The 23,774-nt window shown below is 46.2% G+C and carries 21 protein-coding genes; 10 read left to right on the forward strand and 11 right to left on the reverse strand.

Going from position 1 to position 23,774, the window contains the following annotated elements; genetic code table 11:
• Positions 1-100 precede the first annotated feature (100 nt).
• Positions 101-1,513, forward strand: coding sequence for a C1 family peptidase (locus tag SGRA_RS07230; RefSeq protein ID WP_015691980.1), 1,413 nt, complete (start codon positions 101-103; stop codon positions 1,511-1,513).
• Positions 1,514-2,046: 533 nt separating this feature from the next.
• The gene (locus SGRA_RS07240; RefSeq protein WP_015691983.1) at positions 2,047-3,243 is read left to right on the forward strand and encodes a T9SS type A sorting domain-containing protein; all 1,197 of its coding nucleotides are present in this window, start codon (positions 2,047-2,049) and stop codon (positions 3,241-3,243) included.
• A 112-nt stretch (positions 3,244-3,355) separates the two neighbouring features.
• On the opposite strand, the gene SGRA_RS07245 is transcribed toward SGRA_RS07240, so the two are convergent.
• The 3 genes from SGRA_RS07245 to SGRA_RS07260 form a co-directional block, all read right to left on the reverse strand.
• Positions 3,356-3,604 carry an anti-sigma factor gene (locus tag SGRA_RS07245; protein WP_015691984.1) on the reverse strand — a complete coding sequence of 83 codons (249 nt, stop codon included), beginning with the start codon at positions 3,602-3,604 and terminating at the stop codon, positions 3,356-3,358.
• A 144-nt stretch (positions 3,605-3,748) separates the two neighbouring features.
• A complete protein-coding gene (locus tag SGRA_RS07250; protein WP_015691985.1) occupies positions 3,749-4,390 on the reverse strand; it encodes a sigma-70 family RNA polymerase sigma factor in 642 nt (213 codons plus the stop codon).
• Between the two features lie 466 nt (positions 4,391-4,856).
• A complete protein-coding gene (locus SGRA_RS07260; protein WP_015691988.1) occupies positions 4,857-5,219 on the reverse strand; it encodes a hypothetical protein in 363 nt (120 codons plus the stop codon).
• A gap of 995 nt (positions 5,220-6,214) precedes the next feature.
• Between SGRA_RS07260 and fumC the strand changes: the two genes are divergently transcribed.
• Positions 6,215-7,606 (forward strand): class II fumarate hydratase, encoded by a 1,392-nt coding sequence (gene fumC, locus SGRA_RS07265; RefSeq protein ID WP_015691989.1) that lies wholly within the window; start codon positions 6,215-6,217, stop codon positions 7,604-7,606.
• A 138-nt stretch (positions 7,607-7,744) separates the two neighbouring features.
• On the opposite strand, the gene SGRA_RS07270 is transcribed toward fumC, so the two are convergent.
• Both SGRA_RS07270 and SGRA_RS07275 read right to left on the reverse strand, forming a co-directional pair.
• Complete coding sequence (locus tag SGRA_RS07270) at positions 7,745-8,272, reverse strand: RNA polymerase sigma factor (protein ID WP_002659269.1); 528 nt, start codon at positions 8,270-8,272, stop codon at positions 7,745-7,747.
• Positions 8,273-8,628: 356 nt separating this feature from the next.
• Positions 8,629-9,030, reverse strand: coding sequence for a transcriptional regulator (locus tag SGRA_RS07275; RefSeq protein WP_015691991.1), 402 nt, complete (start codon positions 9,028-9,030; stop codon positions 8,629-8,631).
• Positions 9,031-9,185: 155 nt separating this feature from the next.
• On the opposite strand from SGRA_RS07275, the gene SGRA_RS23785 reads away from it, so the two are divergent.
• Positions 9,186-9,335, forward strand: coding sequence for a hypothetical protein (locus tag SGRA_RS23785; RefSeq protein WP_015691992.1), 150 nt, complete (start codon positions 9,186-9,188; stop codon positions 9,333-9,335).
• 48 nt (positions 9,336-9,383) lie between these two features.
• Here the strand turns inward: SGRA_RS23785 and nadC are convergent, their stop codons facing one another.
• The gene (gene nadC, locus SGRA_RS07280; protein WP_015691993.1) at positions 9,384-10,241 is read right to left on the reverse strand and encodes a carboxylating nicotinate-nucleotide diphosphorylase; all 858 of its coding nucleotides are present in this window, start codon (positions 10,239-10,241) and stop codon (positions 9,384-9,386) included.
• Positions 10,242-10,471: 230 nt separating this feature from the next.
• Between nadC and SGRA_RS07285 the strand changes: the two genes are divergently transcribed.
• From SGRA_RS07285 to SGRA_RS07295, 3 genes are all read left to right on the forward strand, one after another.
• Positions 10,472-10,876 carry a DUF983 domain-containing protein gene (locus SGRA_RS07285; protein ID WP_015691995.1) on the forward strand — a complete coding sequence of 135 codons (405 nt, stop codon included), beginning with the start codon at positions 10,472-10,474 and terminating at the stop codon, positions 10,874-10,876.
• Positions 10,877-10,970: 94 nt separating this feature from the next.
• Positions 10,971-12,398 carry a hypothetical protein gene (locus tag SGRA_RS07290; RefSeq protein ID WP_187288187.1) on the forward strand — a complete coding sequence of 476 codons (1,428 nt, stop codon included), beginning with the start codon at positions 10,971-10,973 and terminating at the stop codon, positions 12,396-12,398.
• Between the two features lie 258 nt (positions 12,399-12,656).
• Entirely contained in the window at positions 12,657-13,487 is an 831-nt protein-coding gene (locus SGRA_RS07295) for a hypothetical protein (protein WP_015691997.1), read from the forward strand.
• 59 nt (positions 13,488-13,546) lie between these two features.
• On the opposite strand, the gene SGRA_RS07300 is transcribed toward SGRA_RS07295, so the two are convergent.
• The 3 genes from SGRA_RS07300 to recN form a co-directional block, all read right to left on the reverse strand.
• Positions 13,547-14,281 (reverse strand): hypothetical protein, encoded by a 735-nt coding sequence (locus SGRA_RS07300; protein WP_015691998.1) that lies wholly within the window; start codon positions 14,279-14,281, stop codon positions 13,547-13,549.
• Positions 14,282-14,396: 115 nt separating this feature from the next.
• Entirely contained in the window at positions 14,397-16,040 is a 1,644-nt protein-coding gene (locus SGRA_RS07305; RefSeq protein ID WP_015691999.1) for an autotransporter outer membrane beta-barrel domain-containing protein, read from the reverse strand.
• A 366-nt stretch (positions 16,041-16,406) separates the two neighbouring features.
• Positions 16,407-18,065 (reverse strand): DNA repair protein RecN, encoded by a 1,659-nt coding sequence (gene recN / locus SGRA_RS07310; protein WP_015692000.1) that lies wholly within the window; start codon positions 18,063-18,065, stop codon positions 16,407-16,409.
• A gap of 107 nt (positions 18,066-18,172) precedes the next feature.
• Here recN and SGRA_RS23790 point away from each other — a divergent pair, with 107 nt between their 5' ends.
• The gene (locus SGRA_RS23790; RefSeq protein ID WP_245538658.1) at positions 18,173-18,373 is read left to right on the forward strand and encodes a hypothetical protein; all 201 of its coding nucleotides are present in this window, start codon (positions 18,173-18,175) and stop codon (positions 18,371-18,373) included.
• Between the two features lie 2 nt (positions 18,374-18,375).
• Here SGRA_RS23790 and SGRA_RS07320 read toward each other — a convergent pair whose 3' ends face one another.
• Positions 18,376-18,603 carry a hypothetical protein gene (locus SGRA_RS07320; RefSeq protein WP_041329546.1) on the reverse strand — a complete coding sequence of 76 codons (228 nt, stop codon included), beginning with the start codon at positions 18,601-18,603 and terminating at the stop codon, positions 18,376-18,378.
• 248 nt (positions 18,604-18,851) lie between these two features.
• Between SGRA_RS07320 and SGRA_RS07325 the strand changes: the two genes are divergently transcribed.
• Together SGRA_RS07325 and SGRA_RS07330 are read left to right on the forward strand one after the other, a co-directional pair.
• Entirely contained in the window at positions 18,852-20,765 is a 1,914-nt protein-coding gene (locus SGRA_RS07325; RefSeq protein WP_015692003.1) for an AAA domain-containing protein, read from the forward strand.
• A 27-nt stretch (positions 20,766-20,792) separates the two neighbouring features.
• Entirely contained in the window at positions 20,793-21,539 is a 747-nt protein-coding gene (locus tag SGRA_RS07330; protein WP_015692004.1) for a 3'-5' exonuclease, read from the forward strand.
• 68 nt (positions 21,540-21,607) lie between these two features.
• Here SGRA_RS07330 and SGRA_RS07335 read toward each other — a convergent pair whose 3' ends face one another.
• Positions 21,608-22,780, reverse strand: a complete 1,173-nt coding sequence (locus tag SGRA_RS07335) for a S1C family serine protease (RefSeq protein ID WP_041329869.1) — start codon at positions 22,778-22,780, stop codon at positions 21,608-21,610.
• Positions 22,781-23,774 lie beyond the last annotated feature (994 nt).

The raw sequence follows: 23,774 nt of genomic DNA on the forward strand, positions 1-23,774 counted from the left end.
GGCGGCTGGGTCTGGCCCTCCGGGCCACTGCTGTCTATCCCTCAGCCGTTCGGCCTTCGGCCGCTAAGGAGGCCCTATTTTCCACTTCTAACCAAATCCTATGTATAAGTTATTCTTTGCCTGCCTCAGTTTTTTGGCCCTGTCCTGCAGCCTTTTGGCCCAACCCTATACCACGGGCATCCCCCTAGAACCCGATCCCGATTATGACGATATTCCCGTCAAAGCCGAACAAACAAAATCACTCTACCGCTCGGTAGGCTCTAGCGCTTCTTTGGCCAAATGGGCCCCCACTCCCGGTAGCCAAGGAAATTATGGAACCTGCGCAGCCTGGGCCACGGCCTATACCGCCCGCTCTATCCTAGAAGCAAAGGCCAATGGCTGGACCGATACCAAAACTATCGACGATAATATCTTTTCTTATGGCTTTCTCTATCGCCTAAGCTCTTCTAGCAAAAATTGCTGGGGCGCTTACCTTTCTCGCTGTGCCGAAAATATGAAGGTTTATGGCGTACCCAAATATAAAGACTTTAAGGCCCATTGCTATAATGGCAATAAACTCCCCCAACAAGCCTATGATGCCGCCAAAAATTTTAAGATTAAGGATTATGTCCGCCTTTGGGACAAAAATGACGGCACCACAGACAAACAAAAGGTGGCCAAGGCCAAAAAAAGCCTGTCCGAAGGCTACCCTATTGCCGTTTCTATGATTTGCCCCAATTCTTTTATGTATGCCAAATCAGATCTATGGAAACCCACCGAATCTGCTGAAGAGTCGCCAAGCAACCCGCATGGCCGCCATGCCGTTTGCCTCATTGGCTATGATGATGATAAATATGGGGGAGCCTTTTTGGTCCAAAATTCTTGGGGTACTTCCTGGGGCGGCAATGGCCGAATTTGGGTAAAGTATAAAGATTTTCCCGCCTTCTTTTATCAGGCTATCGAAATTGTAGGCGAGCCTGCCAAAGCTCCCGCAAAAAGAGAGCTAGCCGGCAGCCTCCGCCTAGAAGGCTATGAGGGCCAAGCGATGCAGGCTCGCATCCAAGCCGATAAAAGTAGCTTTCGCCTAAAGTCTTCTTATCGCTCAGGGACCCGCTTCAGAATGTATATTGGCAACCAAGCCCCAGCCTATGTCTATGCCATTGGCGATGATTTGCGGCATAAGCCTTTTGTGGTTTTCCCCCATAAGCCCAATGTAAGTCCCTTACTCAATTACCAAAAGAATGAGGTGCCCCTACCCAATGAAGAAAAACACCTTCGCCTAAATGGGCAGGTGGGTACTGATTTTTTGTGCATCATTTATTCGCAAGAGCCCTTGGATATTGATCAAGTTTGCCGACAGCTCAAGCAGCAAAGCAGCAAACTGAGTTTCAAGAGCCGCCTCAAGGCGGTCCTTGGTCCAAAACTAGCCGATGATTCGGCCCTAAAGTATAGTTTGGGCAGCAATGGCCAAATGAAATTTAGCGGCAAAGGCAGTTGCGCCGCCCTACTGGTCGAAATTCCACATATTGATTAAAATAGAGCCCCGCCGCAAAATTGCGGCGGGGCTTTTTTCTGCGCCCTACAGGCCCAAAGGGCCGCAGGCAATAGCCAAATTTAACCGCACTCACTTTTATAGTTTGCAGCAATTTAGCGCTAGTCGGCCCTATTTTTCTCGACCATAGCGAAGGCTATGCCCTCAAAAAATAGCTGGACTAGCACAAAATTCATAACAAACTATGGCCAAAGCAGCGCGATTAAATCTGGCTGAGGGATGGATAGTGGTGGCCGAAGGCCAGCCCCAGCTTTTGAGCGCAGCGAAAAAGCGCAGGGCCGAGCAGACCTGCGAGCCACGACACAGCCCGACCCGACCGATCATTCATGAGGGTTTCAACCCTCATTTTGTATCGCTTCGCAAAGCGATGCCGCTTTGCGCTGGGTTTTAACCTAGCGGAAGGGGCAGCCCCAAAAAAATAATCCTCAAAACACCAAAATTTAAAAACTAAACATCTAGATAGATAGCCCCTAACCCATTGAGCAAATGGGTATTTACCTCAAAATCGTTGTCTTATGAAAAAGCCAATCTTATTATTTGCAGCCAGTTTGTTTTCGCTGGCCAGCTGGGCGCAGCTTCCCCGCTTAGAAGCGCCTGATTTTATTGAATATGAAAGCCAGCAAGAGGCTGATTTTTTGCTGCCCATAGCAGAGGAAAACAGTGATTTTAGCTATGCTGGTTTGCAGGCCGCCCGCAACCTCAAGGAGGTCAATATGGAGGGCAGCACCGATGCTTACCCTTGGTTATCTCGGGATGGTTTGCGTTTATTTTGGACCCAAACTTTTGAGGGGCAGGATAAAATTGTGCAAGCCGAGCGGCCCAATTTAGAAACGCCTTTTGGTCCAGCCAAAGTCATGGGCCTAAATATGGAAGGGCTAGATAATATGTCTATTTGGCTATCTGAAGATGAGTTGACTGCGGTGCATACAGTAAGAGAAGAAGGTAAAATTGACCTTTATTTCTCTCAGCGGAAAAATAAAAAAGAAGAATTTTCGACGGCTGCGGCTATCCTTAGCTTGGAAGGTGTTGCCGATCTAGAATTCATTTCGGCTCCTAGCTTAACTCAAGATTTAGGAGAACTTTATGTTTATCACTCTGGAAGCAACGGCCAACAAATTTTGCGCTTCAAGTTGGGGGCTTTTCCAGGCCACTACCAATTTGAGGATGTGCTGATAGAAGGGGCTGATATAGAGCCCGGGCATCTATCGCATGATGGATTGCGTTTTGTTTGCAATAATGCGCAGCGCGAATTGCTCATTTTTGAGCGCAGCAGTTTATCGGAAGAATGGGTAGCGCAAGAATCTATTCCCTTGCCCAGCGATTTTAGTCAAATTGCCTTTTCGGAGCAAGAAATGGTCATGGTCTATTCTCATGACCGCTTTTGGGAGTCTAACCAATTGCATTTGGCCAAAAGTCTATTTGCCTCTAAAAGCCAGCGCCTAGCGGCAGAAAGTCCCGAAAAGCTGCAGCTACAACTCTATCCGCATCCTGTACAGCAGCGTTTTACGGTAGCGCCAATTTTGCCCAAGGGGGCCAGTTTGGAGCGGGCAGAGCTCTATGGTTTGGCCGGACAGAAGCTGAGAGAATTTCCTTTAGAGGGGCAAGCAGCCCAATATGAATTTGACCTAGGCAATTTGCCTTCTGGCAGTTATATTTTGCGTTTATCGGGCCAAGGATTTTTGCCTGTTTCGCAGTTGGTAGTCAAGCAATAAAACAAAAAAAGAGACGGGCTGAGGCTCGTCTCTTTTTATAATAGGGAAACTGTTGCAGAGGATGCGACCAGATCTCGGGCGAGATGCTGCCTCTATACAGTAAAAGATAGGATCAATAGGAGGAAGTACTGGGGTCGCTAATTTTGGTTTTAATACTTTGCACCAAGGCCGAGGAGACGTTTCTCCGGCCCACTTTTTTGCGTAAAAATTCTCTAAAGGATTTCTCCTGTTCCAATTTGGCGAGTTGTTCGGGAGATTCCATAATGGCATCTAAAAAATTGCGGCTTTCTTCTGGAGCGAGGGCCCCATCTAGGTACATGACCAGACGGCGGTTGAACTCCTTCTCAGTTAGTCCATTCATAACTGTACTGTTTTAGTAAATTGAGAATAGTTTGCATCTATTTCAAATAGCGCCCCTTCTTTTAAGAGGCGCCTGATAATTTGAAGTTTCTTGCTAACGGCTTAAAGCGCCTAAATAGTTCGTTTTCGGTTTGTTAAAAGCGAATTATTTATTTTTTTGGCCTCTATAATCCTTATACCCTAACTTTTCGGCATAGCTACGCAGCTGCTCTTTGAGCATATTACGAGCGCGGTGCAGACGCGAGCGCACCGTACCGATAGGAACATCAATAATTTTGGCAATTTCCTCATAGGTAAAGCCTTCAATATCGCAGAGCAAAATGACGGTGCGAAAATCTACAGCTAGAGAATTGATTGCGGTGGTTACCTCATCGCCAATCATGCCTTGAAAGATTTCTTGGCGGAGGTCCATGAAATCTACATAACTAGCATCTTCGGTGTCATGATAGCTCACAATGTCCTCATAATCCACCTTTTGCGGACGTTTACTCTTTTTGCGATACTGATTAATGAAGGCATTTTTCAGAATCTTAAAGAGCCAAGCTTTGGCATTGGTTCCGGGCTGATATCGATGTATAAACCGATAGGCCTTGAGATAAGTTTCTTGTACCAGGTCATTTGCATCATCTTCATTGTAAGTCAGGTGATAGGCAAAGTTGTACAAGGCATTAATTTGAGGCATAAGTTCCTCATTAAAGACCTGCAGTTCTTCTGCAGTGACTTCTCGTTCTTCTTTTTGAGGTTCCTGTTCTTGGTTTTCCTCATCGGGTAGAGAGTGCTCTTCCATGGGTATTGAGATACTGGAGTTGTTGGAATATTCTGCTATTTTTTTTGGGGCTGCCCCGGCCTTTGGCCGGGTCGGGCTGTGTCGTGGCTCGCAAGTCTGCTCGGCCCTGCAGTTTTTTTCGCTTCGCTTCAAAAAACTTGGGTCTGGCCCTTCGGGCCACCACTATCCATCCCTCAGCCAGATTTAATCGCGCTGCTTTGGCCATCTTTGTTATGAATTTTGTGCTAGTCCAGCTATTTTTTGAGGGCATAGCCTTCGCTATGGTCGAGAAAAATAGGGCCGACTAGCGCTAAATTGCTGCAAACTATAAAAGTGAGTGCGGTTAAATTTGGCTATTGCCTGCGGGCCTTCGGCCCTGTCTCCGCTAAAAAGGCCAGCCTTCAACTTTTGAGGGGTTGAAGGCCAACAAATTTAGTATCTTTTTGGGAAGAATCCAGTAAATGGTCCAAAAAGGAGAATTTGCAGTTTAGCGTCTGCCAGCTTGGCGGTACAAGCGCTGCAAAATATCGGCAAATTTAGCGTCAGTTTTGAGGCGACTGTGGTCAGCTTCGGGCATGTAATAGCTCAATTTTTTTAGAAAGAGCCCCTTAAAAGCCTCATAATTTTCATGGTTGCGAGTAGGAATATATTGAGCAGAACGGTTGGCTACATCGACCAATTCTGCAGTAGCCTGATAATCCTTGCGAAGAAGGTCTAGCAAATCGCTAATGGGGTTGGCGACTACAGTTGTGTTGGCAGCAGGTGCAGCAGCTGCTCTATCTTGGGCGCTAGCTTCTTGGCCAATAAATAAAAAGGCAAGAAGAGCAAAACTAAGTATCCACTTATACATGATGATTATTATTTTTCTGTGAAATTAACTTGAGACTTACGAATATACAAAGAACTCATTTAAAAACAACGGTCCTTGCTGAGGAATGCTAATTTTGCGCTCTTCTGCCTTATTTTTTTCTGCCATAGCCCTGCTATGCCATCTAAAAATGCGTTGAATAGCACCAAATTATTCATTATCAGCTATAAGGACGTCGCTCTTAAATGAGTTCAAGAACTCATTTAAAAACAGATCCGAAACTTAGGAGTGGATAATCTTAGCGCTTTGCTAAATTATTTTTTCCTATGCTGAGAAAATCCCATCTAAAAATGTGTTGAATACCACCAAATTATTCATGATCAGCTATAAGGACGTCGCTCTTTAAAACAACTCCAAAACTTAGGAGTGGATAATCTTAGCGCTTTGCTAAATTATTTTTTCCTATGCTGAGAAAATCCCATCTAAAAATGTGTTGAATACCACCAAATTATTCATGATCAGCTATAAGGACGTCGCTCTTTAAAACAACTCCAAAACTTAGGAGTAGATCATCTTAGCGCTTTGCTAAATTACTTTTTCCAAAGCCGATAGAACCTCGTCTAAAATTGCCTTGAATAGCACCAAATTATTCATGATCAGCTGTAAGGACGTCGCTCTTAAAAACAGATCCGAAACTTAGGAGTAGATAATCTTAGCACTTTGCTAAATTATTTTTTTCCAAAGCCGATAAAACCTCATCTAAAATTGCCTTAAATAGCAGCTAAGTATTCATTTTGCGGCAAGCAGGCGGCGCAGCCGCCGCAAAGGAGCGCAGCGACTTGGCCTACCGATGTGCAGCAGTGCGGCGAAGCCGCAGACCGAGGCCGTCAGGCCGAAGGGCCGAGCGAACAGCGAGCTGCGAAACGTAGGGCCGCAGCGCAGCTGCGGAGGCCCCTATAAAAAACTGTAATAAAATCGCCATACTTATATATAGAAGTTGTAAATTGCTTTTTTATGACCTAAAAAAATCAAGATTCATGGCGACTCGTCAAGAGAAAGATTCTATCGGATATGTAGAAGTGCCCGCCGACAAATATTGGGCCGCACAAACGCAACGTTCTAAGGAAAACTTCCAGATTGGAGGGCAGCGCATGCCTTTGGAGATTACGCATGCTTTTGCCATTTTGAAGAAAGCGGCAGCTTTGACCAACAACAAATTGGGGGTTTTGGCTGATGATAAGGCTGAAATCATTGCTAAAGTTTGCGATGAGGTGCTTACGGGCGCTTTAGATGATCAGTTTCCTTTGGTGGTTTGGCAGACAGGTTCTGGTACGCAATCGAATATGAACATGAACGAAGTGGTGGCCAATCGTGCGCATGTACTTTTGGGCGGTAGTTTGGAGGATAAGGTGAAAAAAATCCACCCCAACGATGACGTCAATAAATCGCAGTCTTCCAATGATACTTTTCCAACGGCCATGCATATTGCGGCCTATAAAATGTTGGTAGAGAACACGATTCCCGGTTTGGAGCAATTGCGCAATCGTTTGGATGAGAAAGCCAAAGCCTATGCGGAGGTAGTAAAAATTGGTCGCACACACTTTATGGATGCCACTCCTGTGACGGTGGGCCAAGAGCTTTCTGGTTTTGTGGCGCAATTGGATCATGGCATTCGCGCCATTAAGAATAGTCTCCCCCATTTGGCCGAACTGGCCTTGGGAGGAACCGCAGTAGGGACTGGATTGAACACCCCTGCGGGTTATGCCGAAGAGGTAGCGGCTCAGATTGCGGGCCTAACGGGCTTGCCTTTTGTGACTGCCCCCAATAAATTTGAAGCTTTGGCTGCACATGATGCCATTGTAGAATCTCATGGCGCGTTGAAAACTGTGGCCGTTTCTTTGATGAAAATTGGCAATGACATTCGGATGTTGGCTTCTGGTCCACGTTGTGGAATTGGAGAATACACCATTCCCGCCAATGAGCCCGGTTCTTCGATCATGCCTGGCAAGGTAAATCCCACACAGGCCGAGGCCCTTACTATGGCCATGGCACAGGTTGTTGGAAATGATGTAGCCATTAACGTAGGCGGCATGACGGGGCAATTTCAGCTCAACGTCTTCAAGCCCATGATGATTTTCAACTTTCTCATGTCGGCTCGTTTGATTGGAGATGCTTGTCGCTCTTTTGAGAGCAACTGCATTGCTGGGTTGGAGCCTCAATTGAACAATATTGCCAAAAACTTGGAGAACTCCTTGATGTTGGTGACGGCCCTCAACACGCATATTGGTTATGACAAAGCCTCTGAAATTGCGAAAAAGGCTTATAAAGAAAACAGCACCCTCAAAGAAGCTGGTTTGGCCCTAGGGTATTTGACCGCAGAAGAGTTTGATGCTTGGGTTCGCCCCGAAAACATGATTGGCAGTCTTTAGAGAATTGCCCTCTTCCTAGCAGAAAAAGCAGCTTGCGCAATGCGCAAGCTGCTTTTTTTTGGCCCAAAAAAAGCGCCAAGCCCGAAGGCAGAGCGCTCTAGATGGCTTTTCAATTGTCAGGATAAAAAAGCCTAATTCTTATTTTGTACGGCCCAAAGTATCGCCATAGCGATTATGGATCAGGGCTTTTAACTCTTTGCGGGCAAAGAAAATGCGGCTCTTAACGGTACCCAAAGGCAACTGCAACTGATCGGCAATTTCTTGGTACTTATAGCCATAGTAATGCATCATAAAGGGGATACGGATACTATCATCTAGAGAGGCAATCATTTTTTGGAGCTCCTGCATCAGGATACCCGACTCGGCCCCATTAGAAACCGTTTGCCCTCCAGTATTGAGATAATACTGATTATCGGTAGCATCGAAGATAGTATTGGCCTTCATCTTCTTGCGATAATTATTGATGAAAATATTGCGCATGATAGTAAACAACCAAGCCTTGAGGTTGGTCCCCGGGCGGAACTTATCTTTATTGGTGAGCGCTCTAAAGGCCGTTTCTTGATAAAGATCTTTAGAGTCTTCTGAGCTTTTAGTCAGTTTGTAGGCAAAGGCCTGAAGGATGCCCGCCATTTCATGGATTTGAACGCTAAATTCAGAGCTAGACATAAGGCATGCATTTTTTGTGATTCTTAAAAACTGTTGAACTTTCAACACTTCAAATATAAGGCAATCTTAAACAAAAAACAAAACTTTGTTCTAATTAAATGTAGCTACATCAATTAATTTAGCTTACTCTTAAGAGCCGCACAAAACATAATGCACTGATTTACAAACAATTAGAATAAATGGCCTTAAAATTATCTTAATGTAAGTTTTCAAAAAAAATTGAAAGTTGTATAGTCTTCAGGGCCGTTTTTCTGTTTGTTTAGCCCCTATTAGGGCAAATAAAAAGCGGGATAACTGGCAAAAACCAGCAGTTATCCCACTAATAAACAATGACTTAACCCAATAGACAAAATCTATTAGCTATTTATTAAACAGCTACTAATTGCCTGCTCCAATTTGTTTAATGGGCCCGAAAGAGAGAAATAGGCATTGGCGCCAGCTGCTGCACAAAGCGCAATTAGGCTTGGGCTCTCATGCTGATCAACCACAAAAATAGGCGCATCTGGATAAGCATCTCTTAAGGTTTTGAGGCATTCTACTCCTTTCTGGTAGGCGTCATCGGTATTGATAATAAAAATATTGGTTTGGCTCAACTGCTCTTTTTGCTCATTGAGAAAACAAGCGGCACAAGCCGGCAAAGCTAGATAAGCTAGCGCAAGACTACTCTGCTCGGCCAAGAGCTCGGCCAAGGTTTCAGATACCAACTTATTTTGTCCTAAAATCAATAATTGCATGCCAGCCATTTCGAATGGGTTCATTAAACATTCAATTATATAAAGTCGGACGCTTTTCTACATCAAAGAAGTTCTTAATCCTATAATTTAGGCGTTTTACCTAATCTACAGGCATTTATGGACCAATTTTTGATAATTCAAAATAGAACATTTACTCACCCCTCATTTCTAAAAAATATATGCTACTAGTTATTACCCTTTATATTCTCATTTTCTCACAACTCCTCCGCTCTATCTGGGAAGAAGGCAGCCTGGTCTACAAAGACCCCAAGTTTTGGCTACAGCTCTTCTCTATTTTTATAGTAGCCTACGTCTATATTGGGATCTAGTAAAAGAGCCGCTGAAGGAGTATTCCTTCAGCGGCTTTTCTGTTGAATCTAGCTTTTTTTCAAGCTGAGGTCCAAACTCTGAAAAGAGTGGGTTAATGCCCCTACCGAAATAAAATCGACGCCCGTTTCGGCATAAGCCCTAAGGTTTTCTAAGGTGATGCCTCCCGAGGCCTCGGTCTCAAATTCTCCTTTAATTTTGGCCAAGGCGGTTTTGATTTCTGCCGGACTAAAATTGTCCAACATAATCCGATCCACCTGCCCCATTTCCAAAACGGCTTCTAGCTCGGCCATATCCCGTACCTCTACCGTAATGGCCAAATCCTTATTTTCGGCCACCAAATAAAATAACACTTGCTGAATGGCCGTCTGCACATCCCCACAAAAATCAATATGATTATCCTTAATCATAATTCGGTCATATAAACCCGTTCTGTAGTTGTTGCCGCCGCCAATGCGTACTGCCCATTTTTCTAAAAAACGTAGCGTAGGCGTTGTTTTTCGCGTATCTAATAACTGCACCTTCAAACCCGCTACTTCTTCTACATAACGAGCCGTCAAACTGGCAATTCCACTCATCCGCTGCATGCAGTTCAAAATTAAGCGCTCTACCTTCAAAATGCTTTGACTAGGCCCCGATAAACGAAAGGCAATATCGCCTACCGCCACCTTGGCCCCATCTTCCAAAAATACCTCTATGCTCAATTCGGGCGTGAGCTGGGCCAAAATAGCCTTGGCCAACTCTACTCCAGCCAAAACTCCCGCATCTTTAACCAATAAATTGGCCGTCCCTTGGGCCGCCTCATCTATGCAGGCCAAAGAAGTATGATCCCCATCTCCTAGGTCTTCTTTGATCGCTCTATTGATAAAATCTTCTAATTCAACAGCATCAATTCCCTCAATTCTCATGTTTATACATTTATTTTATTGATAATCAAATTTTTAATTATTCTTTTCTTGCTAAAACGAACAATAACTGTGATAACAGTCACCTTGCCAAGCTGCCAAAAATACTTATATTTGTCATACACAAGCAAAGCGCTTGAGCTCTTTTTTTTATCCATCATCCTGACGAGCTCAAGCCCAATACATCATCATCTGTGCCCTCTCATCAAGGACACTACAAATTGCAAATAATTATGGCTAAAAGAGGAAAAATCGCTGCCATTTTGCTCAACAAATGTCCCCGCTGCCATGAAGGCGATATGTTCAAAACTGGCATTACTGGCGGAATTTATAATATGCACGAAACTTGCCCCTACTGCGACCAACGCTTCGAAACAGAGCCCGGTTTTTTCTGGGGCGCTATGTATATCGGCTACGGCCTTAGCGGTGGCTACATGCTCAGCTCTGTAACCCTACTTATGTTTGTTGCCGGACTTAGCGTGAATATGGCCTTTCTAGTCGCTATTCTAGGCGCTATCGTGATCCTGCCTATCAATGCTCGCCTGGCCCGCTCTATCTGGATCCATATTTATGTGGGCTACGATAAAGAACTGGTCGATGAGATCGAAGAACAAAAACAACATGCCGTAGATGCCTAATTAAGGCCCCTACTCAAGATACTCTTGCGCACTTCCCTTTTTAGTTTCGGCTATGGGGGAAGTTTTTTATTTTATGGCCCTAATACTAGATAATATGATGAAGTATTTTTCTTTTGGGGCCTCCGCTGCGGCCTTTGGCCTTGCGGCGCTACGTTTCGGGGCTCGCAAGTCTGCTCGGCCCTTCGCCGCCAAGGCGGCTCGGTCTGGCCCAATGGGCCACCCCTCCACATCGCTAGGCCGCTCCACAAAAGGGCTCCGCTTTTGGCTGCTCGGCTTCGGCCTGCTTTTTTTATGCGCCCATAGCTCGGCCCAATTATCGCCCAAAGATAGCCTAGAACAAAAATATTGGCGCTACCGCTTTCGCTTTCTCAAAGAGTATATCCGCCTGGGCCAAGGCCCCGGCCAATCTATCCCAATGGGGGCCAAAATGCCAACGGCCAACTGCCAAACCAACTGGCATATGCTCCGAGACAAATGTAGCACCCAAAAGGGCCAAGGACTAGTAGAATGGGGCGATGCCACCATCCACTTAGGCCTCTATATGGCTACCCTCGCCCTAGAAGCCAAACTGCTCGAGCAAAAAGGCCAAGACCGCTCGGCCTGCCTCAAAGAACTTTGGCTGGCCCTAGAAGCCTATGACCGCCTAGACAAACAAGCCGAAACCTTTTTGGGCCTCCCTCCTAGCCTCAATGGCTTTTTCATCCGAGATGATGTCCCCCCCGATTTTTATCTAGAATTTGATAGCGCCAATTGCTGCCGCGCCTCGGCTGCCTGCCAAGCCCCTAGCGCCAAAGATGGCTACTTCATTAGCCAAGACCAAGTCTTTTACCTCTATGTCGGTTGGCTGCTTACGGCCCAATTGCTAGAAGGCCAAAAGTACCAAGATAGCCTGCCTAGCTTTGATGAAAAAGTAGCGGGCCAAGTGCATCGGCTCTCAAGCTACTTTTTGCAAGAAAACTGGACCCTCAAAGCCCCAAATGGCGAAAAAATCCCCAACCAATGGGGAGGCGATCTGCGCATGCTCAATTATGCCCTAGCTGAAGGCGGCAACCGCCTAGCCGGCCCCTATACGGGCCAAAACTACCAAGGCGAAGGCAGCCAAGGCTGGGGCCTAGCCGCCTTTACCTTTTTGGGCTGGCGGCTGCCCATGCCCAAACACAATAGAGGCATGATTGTACAATCCGCCATCTTGGTCAATGCTTGGTCGGCCAAAAAGATGGCCCGCTACTGCCAACGCCACGACTTTATTGCCTGGGCCTTTGTAGACGCCATTGTCAACCGCAGAAAATTACATCGGTCCATAAAAATGAAAGAGATAGAACAACTCTTGCAAAGCGCCCCCTGGGATGGCCCCTGCTTTGGCACCCCAGGCTGCCAAGAAGTGCCCGGCTGGATGGGCTTTGACCGCTGGGTGCACCCCGAACTAAAAAATGGCAACCCCTGGGGCCGACATTTTGAATACAATGGTCTGGATTATATGCTGATGTATAACCTTTACCAATATTACCAAAGTCTAGATTAGGCGGCAGACAGGCGGCGAAGCCGCCGCAAAGGCGCGCAGCGCCTCGGCTGAGGGGCTGGAGCAGGGCCGCCGAAGGCGGCAGACCCAAGGCTTTTGAAGCAAAGCGAAAAAGCCTGCAGGGCCGAGCAGACCTGCGAGCTGCGCAATGGCCCGACCCGCCCGCAGGGCGGGGCAGCCCCAAAAACAAAAAACAGAAGAAAAAGCCTTAGTGAGATTAGCTAAAAATGCCTATCTTAGGAAAGCTAAAATGGATTAACTATGAATTTGACCGACGATAAAGACGACTTTGACTGGAAGGAAGACGATTTTGATGAAGAGGATGACTTTTCTTGGGAGGAAGATGACTTTGAGGAAGAAGATGAGGAGTTTTCTTGGGAAGAAGATGATTTTGCCCAAACAGAAGAGGAAGATTTTGATTGGAGCTTTGTAGAAGAGGAGGAAAAAGAGGGGGAAGAAACAGCGCCTTTGGCCGAGCAAGATGCTCAGGGCGACGACCTCCTTTCTAGTCTTTTTGGGGGACAAAAAGAGACCAAAGAAGAGGCAGAACCCGCCCAAGAAGTGGGTTATTTGCCCATGCCTCAGGACAATAAAAAGGCCCGTTTAGATATTACCAAAAACTCGAAAGAGGACCATAGAACGCCTATGCGCTTTACCAAAAAAGAGGTAGAAGCGCAGTTAAAAAAGGACCTCAAATACTTTAAGGACCGCTGTAAATCTAAATTGGTCGTTAAGCCCTTTTTTGTGATGGAAGCCTATCCCTACAAGAAAAAGAGTAGTGATTCGGACATTATGGACAGCAAAAATGTGGATGAAGACTACATTTTAGTCATTGGTCGCTTGCCCAAGCTTCGGGGAACCGAGGAATTTAAGGGCAAGGCCTATGTAAAGGGCCGGCTCACCTATTTGCCAGAGGGCCAATATGACCAAGGCTACCTAAAGCGGCATATGGGGCTATTGATTGATAAAAAATACAAGCGGATCAAGAAAAGTACGATTCGCAAACTGCTGGACCCCATCAAGAACCAGATGCGGAATGGCTGGCCCTTTGAGATCTATAAGGAACTTCCTCAGAAAGAGGAATTGAGTTAGATCTGGGGACAAAAAAAGCCGAGGCATTCGCCTCGGCTTTTTTTGTTTAGGGCCAAGAATTAGTTCTTGCGCCAGCTACAAACGGGGCCATCTTCTGCGGTATATTGGAAAGACTTTCCATCGGCGGCAAAGAGGATAAAATAGCTAGGGTTATCGGCTCTTTCGAAGCGTTGGTTGCCTCTATGAATATAGGTATAGCTGCGGTTATTAACCAACTGCGTCAATTCGATATTATTGAGCGTATCTCGGTTGAAGTTCAATTGGAAGCTAAAATTACCACAGTCGGCCGTCCAGTTTCCATTGATAAACTCTGGCTGCATAAAATCGATATCAAAATTGGAGAGCGGACCAACTTGCTTATAGATTTCGGCCGTCATTTCGGGAGTTCTGCCCTTCACCACCGAGCTCTTAATCTCTTTGCTAATTGGGCTATGTGGGCGAATTTCATAGATTGTTCCGCCTGATTTAGTTTTATAATTTGTCTTTTCGCCTACGGTCCAGCTTCCTCGGTTGGCAAAAAGGCCCTTCGTATTATGGATACGGACCACCGCTAGGCCCTCTTCCTCCATATCGAGCAAATCGCCAGCGGGCACCTCATAATACAAACTTTCATTGGTTACATTTTCTAATTTGCTTCGGATGAGGTACTGGTCCTTTTTCTTCTTTTTCTCTAGCATTTTATACTGATAGCTATACTGAATACCATCTTTTTGGATAGAGAGCTCATCTGATTGCTGAGCCTGCAAACTGCCCATAAAAAGTCCGAGAAAGGCGAGTAACAAATAGTTTTTCATAATTTAAAAGTTGCTTGTTAAGAAAATCCAAAGGGGCTTTGCAAAGGCTGGGCCAAAGAAAAAGGCGAGCCGTATTGGCTCGCCTTTCTATAAAGACTAAAACTTAATCCTCCAACTAATCTAGTGTTGGCAGTTCTGTTGTTTCTTTTTGAATTTTGATTGCGGGACGATCTTGTTGTTGATTTTGCAGTTCCTTACCTTTAGGGAGTTGAATTGTTGAAGATTGCTTCTTAACAGTATGGCTCTTAAAGATTGCCTTATCGGGAGAAGCATTATAAAGTTCTGGGCGAATGTATTTGCCTTTATTATTTTCTTTTTTCTCTACCTCAACCTGTCCTGCTTCTGGATGAGCTCTCATATAGGCATCATTTCGTTCTGCGTATAGTGTCCAAGATACTTTTGTACCAGGTTTGCCTGCCACTACAAACTTATTATTATTTACCTCCTCCATTACATAGGGTTGTTCAGGGGTACCTATAGCAGTTAGTTGATAGCTAAAATTTGTGTTGATATCATCAAAATAGCTAGGCAACTCAATCGTAGCTTGGCCATTTGCATCCAATTGAGCTATTCCTCTGTAAAGGTTAAGCACCTCATTAGATTCAATAGCAAAATGCTTGAGCATTTTATTCTCAGGATCTTCAGGGTGGTCAATCGTAAAGGCCTTTGTTCCAAAAGCAGTGAGGTCTCCAGTAGCAATCATATCTCCTATACTCACAACACCATAGTAATTTCCTGTACCCTGTACACCAATACCATAGCCTGCAGCTGGAGTAGAAGAACCTTCCACCCCAATATGGTCATCTAGATCGGCACCTGTGTAAGAAAAGTTGGCGGCTGTGATTGTTCCTGCCAAAACATCGGACTGTTGTTGACCAACAAAAACAGGTCCTTGTCCCAAGTTGGTGGCAAAAACGGTTTCATCAGCATTTGTAGCGCCGTTAATGTTAAACTCGGCATTACGGCCTTGGCTACCAGTATGGTTAATTAGCATACCATGGCTAACGCCGCCTTGGGTAGCAGCAAAAGCAGCCCCTGCAATTGTTCCTGCCGCAACGGGACTAGCCGTATAGACATTGGCAAAGAAGCCATATACATCACCACCAGCAGTAGCAGGAGTTGTTGAGTTCCCATTATCGGCATCTACGATATAGCCAATACCATCCTGAACATCAAGGCTAATTGAGGCACCAGTACCCCCAGCGGTGGTATGATCACCCAAGAAACCCGTTTGATCGGCACGGATAATATTGACAAAACCAGTTCCATTGGTCACATCATTGTATATCCCGTTTCCTGTCGCATTTTGATAAACCATCATGCCATAGCCAGAACCAGAGTGATCGACCAACAAACCAGGGCGAGTATTACCCGCAGCTTGAATGAAGTAGCCCCCAAAACCAGCTCCTGCATTATTGACTAAAAAACTGGCAATACCAGAAGGGCTAGCCGCATCCATATCTATTTCGACACCATTCCCCTGCCCTAACTGCAAAAAGCGAGCGATAGAAGAAGTTGTTGTTGTTGATAAGTTTTGTGCATGTAGTGCGCGGTTTGTTCCAGAATTGCGCAAAAAGATAGCCGAGCTACCATTGGTCGTAATTGTATGGTTTACTTCAAGCGAGCTTCCTGCTGTTTCTGTTTGCAAGATATCTAATTTGCTACTGGGGGCGGGCTCTCCAATACCCACATTTTGGGCCTGAAGCTGCATGCCCATCATGGCTGCGCAAACTAGTGTTAGTGTAGTTTTAATGTTCATCTAGATACAAATTTGTTAAATGTTCTGAATATCATTTAGCGGCTAGCTACTTAAGGCTAAACCCAAAATAAGCTAGTTGTTAGTTGAGCGCTATAGGGCAAAGAACAAACCAATATTTTTGCCTCCTTTCTTATAGAGCATAGCAAAATAAGGCCAAAAATACACTCCTGCAATTAAATCCGCTGATTTTTAACAGTTTAGCCTAATTAGCTTTTTTGCATAAGTTCAGCTATTAAAACGAATTAAATAACAAATCTGTTGCCTTCTCCCTTATTCTAAGCCGCTACAAAGCCCTTAAAAGAATAAAAGTTCGCTCCTTTTTATAAGGTACGAACTTTTATTCAACTTGGTTCTATCTCTGGGCCACTATCGAGCCAAAAGCTCTTTTGCATTAGCTTTTGCATAGGCAGAAGGCGGATTCCCGCTCAGCATTTTGGCCAATTCCTCTACCCGTTCTTCTTCTTTTTCCAGTTCTTTTATGGCTGTCACAGTTCTATCTTTTATGACCTCTTTGTGCACAAAGTAGTGTTTACGGGCCTTGGCGGCTATTTGCGGCGAATGCGTAATGCTCACTACCTGATGCGCTGCCGATAGCTGCTGCAAGATTTGCCCCATCTGCAAAGCCACCTCTCCAGAAACCCCCGTATCAATTTCATCAAAAATGAGGGTGGGCAAGGTAATCGCTCCCGCCATCATAGATTTTATACATAGGGCCAAACGCGAAAGCTCTCCCCCAGAGGCAATGCCCCGAATTTCTTCTAAGCGGCCTCCTTTATTGGCCGAAAACAAAAACCGCAGTTGGTCAATGCCCTTAGGGCCCAAATCCTTGGCCTCGGCAAGGTCTACCTTGAGACGAGCATATTTCATAGACAACTGCTGCAACAACTCTCTAAGCTGCCCCTCAAATGGACCAATAGCCTTTTCTCGCTTGGCCGACAAGGCCTTGCCCTGCTGCCAAAGCTGCTTTTCCTTCTTAATAATACTGCTCTTGAGCTGCTCTATTTGCTCCTCCAAACCCTCAAAACCATCCAATTGCTGCTGCAATTCTTCCTGCAACTCCAATAGTTCTTCCTCCGAAGCCAAATGATGCTTTTTCTGCAAGCGGAAAAGTAAATCCAAACGCTCATTGACCTCCTCCAAACGCTCATCATCATATTCCGTATCCTCCGCAATGCGATTCAAGCCATTGCTCAATTCCTCCAACTCAAAACGCAGGCCCTCCAAACGCTCCGCCAATTCTGGCAAATCTTTCTGATAATCCGATACCGTATACAATTGATTGCTCATCACAGTCAATTGCTCACTCAAAGAAGGCTCCTCCTCCGTTAGGCCCATCACCAAGCCCGAAAGCACCCGCTTGATGTCCTCCGCATGGCTCAATTGCTTTTGCTCCTGCTCCAATTCTTCTTGCTCGCCCGCATAAAGCTCAGCCTCTAGCAATTCCTTGAGCTGAAAAGCAATAAATTCCTGCTCCTTTAAGGCCGAACGCTGCTTGCGCTCCAAAGCCCGCAATTGGCTCTTCTCCCCCTCATATTGACCATACAATAATTCATATTTAGCCAAATCATCCAGATTGCCCGCCAAAGCATCCATAATATGCAACTGATAATCGGGCTCCTGTATATCTAAGGTGTCAAACTGCTGATGCACATCCAATAAACGATCGGCAAGCGCCTTGAGCTGCTCCAATTTTACAGGACTATCATTGACAAAGGCTCGGGTTTTTCCCGATGGCCGAATCTCTCTCCGAATAATCGTCTGCTCCTGAAAATCTAAATCTAAGGCCTCAAATAAGGCCGAAAAACGACTGGCCGAAAGCGAAAACTCCGCCTCTACATAAGCCTTTTTATTCAAGTCATACAAGACCTTTGTATCGGCCCGCTTGCCCCGAATAAGGCCCAAAGCCCCCAATATAATAGACTTTCCCGCACCAGTTTCTCCCGTAATAATGGTCAGGGCCTGATGAAAATCGAGCCGTACAAACTCGATAATCGCATAGTTTTCTATCTGTAAAGATTTTAGCATTATTGTCTGTCGCTTCTTGGGCTATGCCCGCTCTCAAAAAGGGTGTTTCACATTTATAACAAAGCTAAGGCTAAAGCTTGAATCTTAAAACAGATTGGCGCAAAAAAATGCAACTTTTTGTTTTTTATTTTCCTTTCTGCGACTTTCTGTTTGCTTTGGGGCTGCCCACTCGCTTCGCTCGGGTCGGGCCATTGCGCAGCTCGCTGCTCGCTCGGCCCATCGGCGCAAGCGCCTCGGTCTGCCGCCTGCGGCGGCCCTGCTACAGCCCCTCAGCCGAGGCGCTGCGCGCCTGCAAAACCGCAAAATAAACCTACAACTTGCCCAATTGCTTGATCTTTTGCTCCCAGTCTTTTATCGTGGCCAATAACTGCCGCCCCTCTGCCCGCCCCTGCAAAAGCGATTTGTTGGCCTTATACATCTTTTTCATCTGACGCAATTCCTGCTGCATCTGCTTGATTAACTTCTTGCTTTTCATAATAATTAAGGTGACTACATTAAGTAATATACTAAATATAGGCAGACTTAAAGAGATACGCAAGTTTCAACCCCTATTTTTCGTATTTAAGTAAGTTTGAGCAAAGGAGGGCCATTTGGCCCAGCGCTGCGGAGCGGGTGCGGCGCAGCCGCAGACCGAGCTGCCGAAGGCAGCGAAGGGCCGAGCGAAGAGCGAGCCCCGCAGCATAGCGGCGGCCGAGCTAGGCGCAGCCTAGCCGGCCGCGGGCCCCAAAAAAAACAGAATTAGATGATATTCTCCGCAAACCGCTGTATATTTCCAAAAAGCAACAAATGAAAGCAACAGAAGAAATACAGGCCTTAATGGAGCTGCTAGAAGAAGAAAAGCAGGAAGAAATTAAGCAATATCGTTATTTGCTCGAGCAATTGCCCCTTAAAGAGCGCATAGAAAAGGGCGTTTGTTGGCATCCTGTTCGGCAAGAGCGGACCGGTTGGAGCTTGGGCGAGCACCCTTATGTGACCATCAGTCGGATGTATAGCAAGGATCAGGCGCATAAGTTTCGGTCAGGGACCGTAGTGGGGATTTTCCCCAGTAGTAATTTTGAGCGCAAGAAGTCGATTTTTGAGTATGGGGTGGTGCAGTACATCAAGAAAGACGAGATGAAGATTATTCTTTATGGCAAAGAATTGCCTTCTTGGGTGATGCATGAGCAAATTGGGGTACAGCTTGCTTTTGATGAGCGTTCTTATTTGGAAATGGGCAAGGCGCTTAAGTATGTGGCCGAGGCGCAAGACAATCGTTTGTCTGAATTGCGAGAGATTTTGTTGGGTAAAATGCCTGCTCGTTTTCAGGACCACCGTCGCCCTGGCGATTTGGGCCAACTGAATAATTCTCAGGCAGAAGCCGTACAGCAGATTTTGGCTGCCGAAGATGTGGCCGTAGTACATGGCCCTCCTGGCACCGGAAAAACCACTACCCTAGTGGCCGCTATCAAAGAATTGGTCAAAAGAGAGAGCCCAGTTTTGGTTTGTGCCCCCTCCAATCCCGCCAGTGATTTGCTCACAGAACGCCTAGCCGATCAAGGCCTCAATGTGGTGCGGGTGGGGAATGTCTCTCGTTTAGACGAAAAAGTTTTGCAGCATAGCATTGAGGGCATTTTGCAAGAGCGGGCCGAAATGAAGGAGGTCAAGAAAATGAAAAAAGAGGCCGCCGAGCTCTTCCGCAAAGCTGGAAAATTTAAGCGGAAATTTGGCCCCAACGAGCGCAATGAGCGTCGAGAAACCTATCAAGAGGCCAAAAACCTGATTCGTCATGCCCGCATGATGGAGGATTATGTGATTGAAAAGGTCCTATCAGAAGCCGATGCCATCTGTTGTACTTTGGTAAGCTCCATGAACCGCTATATCGAAAACCGCCGCTTTCATACGGTCGTCATTGATGAAGCCGCCCAAGCTTTGGAGCCCGCCTGTTGGATTGCCATCGCCAAGGCCGATAAGGTAATTTTGGCGGGCGACCCTTTTCAGCTTCCTCCCACCGTAAAAAGTAGAAAGGCGGCCCAAAAGGGACTTTCCATTACCCTATTAGAAAAGGCCGTAGAGCGTTTGGACCGAGTGCAATTGCTCAAAACGCAATACCGTATGCATGAGCAAATCATGCAGTTCTCTAACCAATACTTTTATGAGGGCCAACTGCAGGCTGCCGACTTTGTAAAGAATTGGACCTTGGCCATGCGGCCCGGTGGTGATACCACCCCCGTAGAGTTTATTGATACCGCAGGCTGTAGCTTTGATGAAAAAATCAACCCCGAAACCCTTAGCTCCTACAACCCTGAAGAATATTATATCTTAAGGCAGCATTTGGACCATCTGCTTAGCTTTGCCGACAAGCAAGTTCGGCCCAGCATTGCTGTTATTTCGCCCTATCGGGAGCAGGTTCGTTTTATGCAAGAACAGATGGAAACAGATTTTGACCATTTTCCTGATGACGATATTACCATTGACACCATTGACGCCTTTCAGGGCCAAGAGCGAGATGTGGTCTATATTAGCCTGGTCCGTTCTAATGAAAGAGGAGAAATTGGCTTCCTCAAGGATACCCGCCGCCTCAATGTGGCCATGACCAGAGCCCGAAAAAAGCTCATCATCATTGGAGATAGTGCCACCTTGGGCCAACATCCATTTTATCAATCATTTATGGACTACTGCGAGAAGCATGGCAAATACGCCAGCGCTTGGGAGTGGATGTAGACAAAAACAGACAAAACAAAACTAGATATGGGATTACAACTAGAACGCCCCTTGGTCTTCTTTGACCTAGAGACCACAGGAACCAGCATTGTAAATGATCGAATTGTACAAATTGGCGCCATCAAATTATTTCCAGATGGCCGCACCGAAGTCAAAAACCGCTTGGTCAACCCCCAAATGCCTATCCCAGAAGGCGCCTCCGCCGTGCATGGCATTTATGATAAGGATGTAGTCAATGAACCTAAGTTTCGCCAACTAGCCAAGGCCTTTTATGGCTGGCTCAAGGATAGCGACCTAGCGGGCTACAACTCCGATAACTTTGATATTCCCATGCTAGCCGAGGAGTTTGCTCGTGCAGGCATAGAATACCCTACGCCCGACACCCATTTTGTAGATGTCATCAAGCTAGAGCGCTATGTGAATAGCCATAAGTTGGGCGATACCTATCAGCGCTATACTGGCGAGGAACTATTAGATGCCCATGATGCTATTGCCGATATTGAGGCCACTAAAACGATCCTCGAAAAGCAATTGGAAAAACATGATGAGCTGCCCATTACGGTCAAGGAACTAGAAGCCCTATTTGTAGAAGAAGGTAAAGAGCGTGTGGATTTTGCCGGCAAGATTTACCGCCATGAAGGCGAGCTCTACTGGAACTTTGGCAAACTAAGGGACCAGCCCATCCGCGCCGATAAAGGCTATGCTGATTGGGTCCTTAGAGGAGAGTTCTCCGAAAATACCAAGAAGTTTGTACGAGCCGTTTTTGAGGGTTAGGATACCCCCTAACCAAAAAAGCCCAGCGCATAGCGCTGGGCTTTTTTCATTTTCCTCTCTCCCCTACTCTATTCTTTCAACTTCATGTTGAGGACCAATTCTTTTTTGCCTCTTTTTACCTTGACTCGGACGGTGTCGCCAGGGTCACGACTGCCCACTTTCTCTTGCAGTTCATTAACCGAGCGAACGTTTTGTCCATCAATGCCCACAATGACATCTCCCTTTTTGATGCCAGCATCCTTGGCCGCGCCCCCATCAATCAATTCCGAAACAAAAACGCCCTGACTCACAAACAGGCCCTCTTGCTTGGCAAAATCACTATCCACATCCATAATCATTACCCCCAAATAGGCGCGGTGCACCTCTCCATACTCCATCAAGTCGCCCACTACTTTTTTTACTAGGTTAATGGGCACGGCAAATGAATAGCCCGCATAGGTCCCCGTAGGCGTAGCAATGGCCGTATTGATGCCCACCAGTTTCCCTTCGGCATTGACCAAAGCGCCACCGCTATTTCCAGGATTTACCGCCGCATCGGTCTGAATAAATGACTCGATGCTCGCTTTGCGATTGCCCAAAATGTTGATATTTCTGCCCTTGGCCGAAACAATACCCGCCGTTACCGTAAAATTCAAATCAAAGGGATTGCCCACAGCCAATACCCACTCCCCAATTTTGGTCTCATCAGAGTTAGAGAGCTCTACGCTAGGCAAATTGGGCGCCTTGATTTTTAGGACAGCCAGATCGGTAGAAGGATCGGTCCCCACTAATTCCGCCTTATATTTTCGCTTATCATAAAGGGTCACTTCAATTTCTGTGGCCCCCTCAATCACATGATTATTCGTAACAATATAGCCCTGCTTACCAATAATTACCCCCGAACCCGTCGATTGGTTGTCTCGAGGACGGCCAAAAAGCTCCATATAGACCTCCTCTCTCCGAGAACGAGGCTTAAATCGACTAATAGAAGTAACATTGACCACCGCTGGCATGACTTTTTCGGCTGCCGCAGAAAAATCAATAGGCGCCCGAGCCCCTCCCATATTATGGGCTAATTGACCCAGCTCTTCTTGAGCCTTCGGAAGCTGTTCTTTGGGGCTTTCTTTGGGCAATTGGGCCACTGTTTCGGTCTTAATTTCTACGGCCTGAACCGAGGATTTGGCCGGTAAGAGATAACTGGCGCCAAGGACCAATAGTCCGCCCGCCAAACCAGAAAATAAATGCGAAAGATTGGGCTTCATAGCTAGTTGTTTTTCTCGTTTTTCAATTTTTTTCATCGCCCTATTAAACGGTCCTGTTTTTTTAGGGGTTGCTCTTTCCTCCCAACTTAACGTCTTTTTAAAATTTTTAGGGTTTTATTTTGGGGCCCGCGGGCAAACTAGGCTTTGCCTAGTTTGCCCGCCGCTATGCTACGGGGCTCACAAGTCTGTTCGGCCCTGCGCTGCCTTCGGCAGCTGGGTCTGCGGCTGCGCCGCACCCACTCCGCAGCGCTGGGCCAAGGACCGCCCGGGCCAAGGAGCTTGGACCAAAGAAATAAGAGAGAAAATAAGGCATTTGGCTTATTTCTCTGCTGAGGAGAGCTAAGCAAATTGCTGTAGGGGGATAGTCCATAAAGCAGAACAGCTCTTTTAGAGCGCCCCCAGCGCATTCGCTGGAAAAAAAATGCTCTTTTAGACTCCCTCAGACCGTTCGCTGGAAAAATATATAGGCATTGCAACTGCATGGGAGCATTCGCTGGAAAAGAAATGCTCTTTTAGACTCCCTCAGACCGTTCGCTGGAAAAATATATAAGCATTGCAACTGCATGGGAGCATTCGCTGGAAAAAAAACGCTCTTTTAGACTCCCTCAGACCGTTCGCTGGAAAAATATATAAGCATTGCAACTGCATGGGAGCATTCGCTGGAAAAGAAATGCTCTTTTAGACTCCCTCAGACCGTTCGCTGGAAAAATATATAAGCATTGCAACTGCATGGGAGCATTCGCTGGAAAAATATATAGGCATTGCAGCCCTTTGAGCTTATTGCTTGTTTTCGGAAGCGGGCAAAGGGAGTGTTTTGCTGCTATTTTTGAGGAGGGAGGGCAGCAAAAAGGCCCAAGCAGCCCAGGGATTCCCTAAGGAATCCCGTAAAGGGGTGGGTGGGCGGGGATCTATTAACGCATGAGGAGCGAAGCGACGAATACCGCTTTATGGGTTTTGCAGGCGGCAAAGCCGCCGCAGGCTGAGGGATGGATAG

This window comes from Saprospira grandis str. Lewin, from assembly GCF_000250635.1.
GTDB lineage: Bacteria > Bacteroidota > Bacteroidia > Chitinophagales > Saprospiraceae > Saprospira > Saprospira grandis.